Below are 6,000 nucleotides of genomic sequence, written 5' to 3' on the forward strand. Positions count from 1 at the left end.
CGGTTCACACCCCTTTTGCTCGCGCGCCAACGCTTTCGTTCGCGCCGGCGCGCGTCTATGACGCGACCCGATACCGGTTCCGGCTATGGAGCTTCAGAGATGAACCGTTGCTGACTTGCGACGAACCGTTGACCGGTGAAAGGACGTTATCCGATGAAATATCTCCACACGATGATCCGCGTTTCGGATATCGACGAGACCCTCGCCTTTTTCGATCTGCTCGGTCTCCGGGAACTCAAACGCTATGACAGCGAGCAGGGCCGCTTCACGCTCGTCTTCCTCGCGGCGCCCGGCGACGAGGATGCGCAGGTCGAACTGACCTATAACTGGCCGCCGGCAGACGGCGAGGCGGAGCAGTATGACGGCGGCCGCAATTTCGGCCATCTGGCCTATGCGGTCGACGATATCTATGCGAGCTGCCAACGGCTGATGGACGGCGGCATCACGATCAATCGCCCGCCGCGCGACGGGCGGATGGCGTTCGTCCGCACCCCGGACAATATCTCGATCGAGCTGCTTCAAAAGGGCGAAGCGAAAGCCCCGGCCGAACCCTGGGCGTCGATGGAGAATAGCGGCGAATGGTAGGATGACGGCTTGGCCCGACGATCGGCTGATACGCCTTCTGGGGATCGCGCATCCGATCATCCAGGCGCCCATGGTCGGCGCGACGTCGACCGACCTCATGATCGGCGCGATGGAAGGCGGGGCGCTGGGTTCGCTCCCGTGCGGCACGATGACGGCCGACGAGGTGCGCGATGCCGTGCGCGTGGTTCGGCAGAAAATTGGCGGCCCGATCAACCTGAACTTCCTCTGTCATGTGCTGCCGGCCGATGCCGACGATACGTCGTGGCGGGCCGCGCTGAAACCCTTCTATGCCGAACATGGCATCGAGCCGGGCGGGCCGCCTCCGCCACTCCGGGCGCCGTTCGGGGAAGAGATGTGCGCGCTTGTCGAGGAGCTGCGGCCGGAAGTGGTGAGTTTTCATTGCGGATTGCCCGAAACCGGCCTGCTCGCCCGCGTTCGCACGAGCGGAGCGGCGATACTGAGCTCGGCGACCACCGTACCGGAGGCGCGCCTTCTCGAGCGGATGGGGTGCGATGCGATCATTGCGCAGGGGAGCGAGGCGGGCGGCCATCGTGGCTGGTTCGATACCGATGCGGTCGAGACGCAAATCGGAACGTTCGCGTTGGTGCCGCAGGTCGTCGATGCGGTCGACCTTCCCGTCATCGCTGCCGGCGGCATCGCGGATTCGCGCGGCATCGCCGCCGCGCTCGCTCTCGGCGCCGCGGGCGTGCAGATCGGCACGGCCTATCTGTTTGCGGACGAGGCGCCGATCTCGGACGCCTATCGCGCGGCCCTGCAGTCGGAAAGAGCGCGGCGGACGGTTCTGACGAACGCCTTCTCCGGCGGCCTGGCCCGCGGCATCCCCAATCGGCTGACCGATGCGGTGGGCGCGATCACTGCTCTGGCGCCGCCCTTTCCCCATGCCTCGACCGCGCTGGCGCCGCTTCGCAAGAGCAGCGAAGCGCGCGGCGAGGACGGCTTCACGCCCCTATGGGCCGGGCAAGCCGCTCCATTGGGGCGGCGCCGACCGGCTCGGGAGATAACCGGCGATCTCGCGCGCGGAACATTGGCGCTTCTCGGGCGGCTGGGCGGCGCTTAACTTCGGCATCGCGCTAGGCTAGGCTCGCAGGATGATCGAAATCGTCCGTATCCCCGTCCTGTCCGACAATTATGTCTGGCTCGTCCACGAACCCGACAGCGCCGAGACGATGGTCGTCGATCCCGCCGTCGCCGATCCCGTACTCGCCGAGGCCGAAAGGCGCGGCTGGTCGATCACCCAGATCTGGAACACCCACTGGCATCCGGACCATACGGGCGGCAACGAGGCGATCAAGGCGGCGACCGGCTGCACGATCACCGGCCCGGAGGCGGAGCAGGCGCGGATTCCGACGCTCGACCGGACGGTGAAGGAGGGCGACACCGTAAAGCTCGGCGATGTCGTGGCCGAGGTGATCGACGTGCCGGCGCACACGGCCGGCCATATCGCCTATCATCTGCCGGACGAAAAGGCGGCGTTTGTCGGCGACACGCTGTTCGCCATGGGTTGCGGGCGGCTGTTCGAGGGAACCGCCGAACAGATGTATGCGAATATGCGCAAGCTCGAGGCGCTGCCGGACGAGACGCGGGTCTATTGCGCGCATGAATATACCGAGGCCAACGGCCGCTATGCGGTGACTGCGGAACCCGACAATCAGGCGCTGGCCGATCGGATGGCCGATGTGGTGGCGATGCGCGAGCGCGGCGAAGCGACGGTACCGACCACGATCGGCCTTGAACGCGCCACCAACCCGTTCATGCGCGCCCGGTCTGCCGCCGAACTCGCCGAACGCCGCGCCGCGAAAGATGCGTTCTAGGCGGATTTGTGGTAACAGGGAGGTTCGGGGGCAAAAGCGAAAGGAACTCTGATGGTTCGATTGTTACCCTTGGCGCTCGCATTGCCCCTGCTTGCCGGATGTGCGGCCAATGCGATGGAAGCGTCCAATTCCGGGGCCGATTCCCTGTCGGAACGCGATGAACGGCGAATGGCGGCCCTCCTCGACGGCAAGGCGCCGGGCGAAAGCCAGCCCTGCATCAATACCCGTCCGACGACGCAAACCTCGATCATCGGCAACCAGATGATTCTCTATCGGGTGGGCCCGATCGTGTACCGCAACGATCTGGACGGCATGTGTCCGACCCTGCGGTCCGAGAGCACGCTCGTGTCGCAGCGTTACGGCTCGAGCCAGCTGTGCAGCGGCGAAGTCGTCGAGGTGCGCGATCCGCACAGCGGCGCGTCGTTCGGCAGTTGCGTATTGGGCGAATTCACGCCGTACCGGCGCGAATAGGCCGGCAACCGCTGTCCCTACCGCTTGTAGAGCGCGTCGAGCCGCTCGCCATAGACTTCGCGCAGGATATGGCGGCGGATTTTCATCGACGGGGTCATCTGGTCGTTCTCGACCGTGAAAGGCTCGTCGGCGAGGATGACGCGGCGCACCTTCTCGACGGTCGACAGCCCCTGGTTGACCCGATCGACCGCCGCCGAAACCGCCCGGTGAAACTCCGGATTTTCGCGTAGCGCGATCTCGTCATTGGGCACGCCGTTTTCCGCCGCCCATTCGCGGACCCATTCGGGATCTGGAACGATCAGGCCGACCAGATGGGGGCGCTTGTCGCCGACGACCATCGCCTGCAGAATCTCCGGTTCGAGCGTCAGCATCCCTTCGACCCGCTGCGGCGCGACATTGTCGCCCTTGTCGTTGACGATGAGGTCCTTCTTGCGGTCGGTGATCGCGATCCGGCCGGCATCGTCGATATGCCCGATATCGCCGGTGTGAAGCCACCCGTCCTGGAGGACGCGGGCCGTTTCCTCCGCGTTGCGCCAATAGCCGTGCATGACGAGCTCGCCGCGGACCAGGATTTCGCCGTCCTCGGCGATCCTCACCTCGGTATTCATCAGCGGCGGGCCGACCGTGTCCATCTTCAGGCCGGTCTTCGGCCGGTTGCAGCTGATCACCGGTGCGGCCTCGGTCTGGCCGTATCCCTGCAGCAAGGTCAGCCCGAGCGAATGGAAGAAGACGCCGATCTCGGGATTGAGCGGCGCGCCGCCCGAAACCATCGCCTTGAGCCGTCCGCCGAACCGTTTGCGGATCTTGGGCCGCAGGATGACGTCGAGCAGGACGTCCATCGGCTTGTCCCTGATCGGCACCGATCCCTGATAATCCTTTTCGCCGATATCGAGCGCCTTCTGCAGCATGTAATTGGGAAATCTGCCCTGCTTCTCGATCGTCTTGAGCAGGCGCTGGCGCAGGACCTCGAACAGCCGGGGAACGACGACCATGATCGTCGGCCGGGTTTCGAGAATGTCGGCGGCCAGCTTGTCGAGACCCCGCGAATAATAGATTTCCGCGCCGAGACCGATCGGGAAGAATTGTCCGCCGCTATGCTCATAGGCGTGGCTGAGCGGGAGGAACGACAGGAACACCTCTTCCTTCCATCCGAAATCCTCCGAGATCACGGCGACACAGCCCTCGCAGTTGTGGAGGATCGCGCCGTGATGCTGCATCACGCCGCGCGGCGCGCCGCCGGTTCCGCTGGTATAGATGATGCAGGCGGTGTCCTCGCGCGCGAAATCGCAGGCCGCTGCCCGCGCCTCCACATTGGGCGTTTCCGCGCCGAGCAGTGAAGACCAGTCGTGGAATTGCACATCGCCGCCCTGGCCGACGCGCATCGGCTCGATCCCGATGATCGACTTGCAATGGGTCGCGTTGAGCGCCGCGCTGGTGACCGATTTGGCCAGTTTCTGGGTGGAAACGACGACCGCCTTCGACCGGCTGTCCTCCAGGATATGCGTATGGTCGCGCTCGGTATTGGTGGTGTAGGTGGGCACGGTGATGCAGCCGGCGGCCATGATGCCGAGATCGGCGATGCACCATTCGGGGCGGTTCTCCGAGACCAGCATCACGCGGTCGCCGCGCTTGAGGCCCAGCCGCTCCAGCGCGTCGGCCAGCGCGCAGACCTGTTCGGCGGCTTCGCGCCAACTCATCGATTCCCAGCCCGAACCGCCATGTTTCCAGAGAAACGGCGCATCGCCCTTCTCCCGCACCCGGGTGAAGAACATCGTCAGGAGGTTGGGAAAATGTTCGAGCTGGCGCATGATCATTCGTCCTGGGGAAGATAACAGTCGGTTGGCCCACCGCCGGACCCGGAACGGACCGGCGCGCGACGCTTTTAGCGGATATTGGCGTCAGCGCCAGATGGACAATCCCCTCGACGCTCGCCTAAGGGAAACGGCGATGACGCTTCACCCCATTCTCGCCGCGCTCGGCCTGCTCTTGCTGGCCTCCTGCGCATCGTCGCCGACGCACATTGCCGAACCGCCGCCGCCGGCCGTCGAAAGCGCCGCCGAGGCGCCTTTCGTTATCGCCGCCAACCCGCTCGCGGCGCGCGCCGGCATGGACGTGCTCGAGCGCGGCGGCAGCGCGATCGACGCGGCGATCGCGACCCAGGCGATGCTGTCGCTCGTCGAGCCGCAATCCTCGGGGATGGGGGGCGGGGCGTTCCTCCATTATTTCGACGGCGAGACCGGCGCGCTCACCGTTTACGATGGCCGCGAGACGGCGCCCGCCCAGGCAAGCGCGTCGATGTTCCTCGATGCCGAAGGCGCGCCGATCTCCTTTCGCGATGCCGTCGTCAGCGGACGCGCGACGGGCGTTCCGGGCGCGGTCGCCGCATTGGCGCTGGCACATGAAGAGCATGGCGCGCTCGACTGGAGCACCCTGTTCGGGAGCGCGATCGATACGGCCGAACAGGGATTCATCGTCAGCCCGCGGCTCGGGCGTTTCCTGACATTCGATTTCCCGCAGCTTTCGGTGCCGGACGCCGACGCCTATTTTTCGCGGCCCGACGGCACCCGGCTGCAGCCCGGCGATCGCCTGCGCAATCCCGACTATGCCGGTTTTCTGAGGCGGCTGGCCGCCGATGGGCCAGCCGCTCTCTATAGTGGCAGCACCGCGGCGGCGATCGTGGCGCGGACCCGGGCCGGCCCGCTCGGCGGGCAGATGACGATGGCCGATCTTGCGGCCTACCGGCCGGTGAAGCGCGAGCCCGTCTGCCGGCCGTATCGGATGTACCGCGTATGCGCGCCGCCGCCGCCGTCCAGCGGCACGGCGCTGCTGCAGCTGTTCGGCCTGCTCGAGCGCACCGACATCGCCGAACGCGGCCCGGACGATCCCCGGGCGTGGTTCCTCTTCGCCGAAGCGAGCCGGCTCATGTACGCCGATCGCGACGCCTATTATGGCGATGTCGCGGTGCCGGTCGACGGGTTGCTGGCCCCCGATTATCTCGATCGCCGCGCTGCGCTCATCGGCGAAACGGCGATGACGCCGCCGGCGGCGGGCCGGCCCGCCGGCGGGGCCGGGCCTGCCACGGACCGCACTCTCCAGCCCGCCGGAACGTCCC

At 66.3% G+C, this 6,000-nt stretch carries 6 protein-coding genes; 5 read left to right on the forward strand and 1 reads right to left on the reverse strand.

What is annotated here, in order from left to right; translation table 11 throughout:
• Positions 1-153 precede the first annotated feature (153 nt).
• Genes ACTS1X_RS14410 through ACTS1X_RS14425 form a run of 4 tightly spaced genes read left to right on the forward strand, consistent with a single transcriptional unit; the run spans position 154 to position 2,888 of the window.
• Positions 154-585, forward strand: a complete 432-nt coding sequence (locus ACTS1X_RS14410; protein ID WP_442615102.1) for a VOC family protein — start codon at positions 154-156, stop codon at positions 583-585.
• Between the two features lies 1 nt (position 586).
• The gene (locus ACTS1X_RS14415) at positions 587-1,663 is read left to right on the forward strand and encodes an NAD(P)H-dependent flavin oxidoreductase (RefSeq protein WP_442615103.1); all 1,077 of its coding nucleotides are present in this window, start codon (positions 587-589) and stop codon (positions 1,661-1,663) included.
• A gap of 31 nt (positions 1,664-1,694) precedes the next feature.
• Positions 1,695-2,417, forward strand: coding sequence for a hydroxyacylglutathione hydrolase (gloB, locus tag ACTS1X_RS14420; RefSeq protein ID WP_442615104.1), 723 nt, complete (start codon positions 1,695-1,697; stop codon positions 2,415-2,417).
• A gap of 51 nt (positions 2,418-2,468) precedes the next feature.
• On the forward strand, positions 2,469-2,888 hold the full coding sequence (locus ACTS1X_RS14425; protein ID WP_442615105.1) for a hypothetical protein: 420 nt from the start codon (positions 2,469-2,471) through the stop codon (positions 2,886-2,888).
• Between the two features lie 17 nt (positions 2,889-2,905).
• Here ACTS1X_RS14425 and ACTS1X_RS14430 read toward each other — a convergent pair whose 3' ends face one another.
• The gene (locus tag ACTS1X_RS14430) at positions 2,906-4,696 is read right to left on the reverse strand and encodes an AMP-dependent synthetase/ligase (protein WP_442615106.1); all 1,791 of its coding nucleotides are present in this window, start codon (positions 4,694-4,696) and stop codon (positions 2,906-2,908) included.
• Positions 4,697-4,835: 139 nt separating this feature from the next.
• Here ACTS1X_RS14430 and ACTS1X_RS14435 point away from each other — a divergent pair.
• A partial coding sequence (locus tag ACTS1X_RS14435) for a gamma-glutamyltransferase family protein (protein WP_442615107.1) occupies positions 4,836-6,000 on the forward strand: 1,165 nt, incomplete at its 3' end.

The sequence above is a fragment of the Parasphingopyxis sp. genome (genome assembly GCF_052168275.1).
Taxonomy (GTDB): domain Bacteria; phylum Pseudomonadota; class Alphaproteobacteria; order Sphingomonadales; family Sphingomonadaceae; genus Parasphingopyxis.